The organism is Achromobacter sp. 1011791174, from assembly GCF_059760925.1.
Window position 1 is genome coordinate 1 of sequence record NZ_JCBANH010000200.1, and the last position, 1,327, is coordinate 1,327.

The 1,327-nt window shown below is 64.2% G+C and carries 1 protein-coding gene; it reads left to right on the top strand.

The features are described 5' to 3' along the window. The first annotated feature begins 96 nt into the window (after window positions 1-96). A complete protein-coding gene (locus tag AC6LJ5_RS30295; protein ID WP_023101524.1) occupies window positions 97-1,176 on the top strand; it encodes an IS5 family transposase in 1,080 nt (359 codons plus the stop codon). Window positions 1,177-1,327 lie beyond the last annotated feature (151 nt).

A 1,327-nucleotide genomic window follows, 5' to 3' on the forward strand; every position in this document is an offset into this window, starting at 1 on the left:
CTAGCAGGCTGGTGAGAAACCCCGACCGCTGCTCCGGGCGCGGGTTTTGAGGCAGACTCCTGCCTCGAATCGTCTTTCTGCTTTTCCCGATTTCCCATGCGCGGCCAAGAGAATCCCCAAGCGTCGATGTTCAGCTACGTGAGCCTGGAGCAACGCGTGCCGAAGGACCACCCGCTGCGCACTCTGCGTGCGCTGGTCGACGGCATTCTCGCCAACATGAGTGCGCTGTTCGATGAGCGTTACTCGCACACCGGGCGCCCGTCGATTCCGCCCGAGCAGCTGCTGCGTGCGCTGCTCGTGCAGATCCTCTTCACGATCCGCAGCGAGCGCCAGCTCGTCGAGCAGCTCGACTACAACCTGCTGTTCCGATGGTTCGTTGGCCTGGGCATGGATGACGCGGTGTGGGACCGCACCGTCTTCAGCATCAATCGCGACCGTCTGCTCGGCACCGACGTCGCACGCCAGTTCTTCCGTCGCGTACTGCATCTTGCCGAGTGGCAGGGCTTCGTCTCCGACGAGCACTTCAGCGTCGATGGCACGATGATCGAGGCCTGGGCCAGCCACAAGAGCTTCGTTCCCAAGGACGGCAGTGGCCCGGACAAGCCTGCCGGGCGCAACCCGGAGGCGGACTTCAAGGGCAAGACGCGCAGCAACGCCACACACCAGAGCACAACCGACCCGCAGGCGCGGCTCTACAAGAAGGGCGAGTTCGCGGAAGCGAAGCTGCGCTACATGGCGCACGCGCTCTCCGAGAACCGCAACGGGCTCGTCGTCGATGTCGAGAGCACGCAAGCCACGGGACGCGCCGAGTGGGAGGCGGCGATCCGGATGATTGATCGCAGCGTGCGCAAGCCGGGCGCGACGGTGGGTGCGGACAAGGGCTATGACACGGCCGAGTTCGTTGCCGCACTCGAACGGCGCGGCATCAAGGCACACGTGGCGCGCAAGGTCAGCGGCAGCGCCGTCGATGGACGCACGGCGCGTGGCAAAGGCTACGCGATGAGTCTGCGCAGGCGAAAGATGATCGAAGAGGCCTTCGGCTGGATCAAGACGGTGGGTGGTTTGCGCAAGACGCGGCACAAGGGGCTGGAAAAGCTCTCGGGCCAGGCACTGTTCGCGTTCGCGGCGTACAACCTGACCCGAATGCTGAGCCTGATGCGAGCGGCTGCCGCGTAGAAGGGACAGATGCGTCCGCTGCCCGGCGAACAGCGGAATGCGAGGGTGAGAGAACCCTGAATCACACGCCACGGCGCACTTCCGGTGCCGGAAAAAATGATCGGAAGGACATGATCCGGAAGGATTCAAGGGTTTCTCACCAGCCTGCTAG

Bases quoted from the DNA above. Each gene is read 5' to 3' on its own strand.
- AC6LJ5_RS30295 (WP_023101524.1), top strand. From the start codon at position 97: ATGCGCGGCCAAGAGAATCCCCAAGCGTCGATGTTCAGCTACGTGAGC.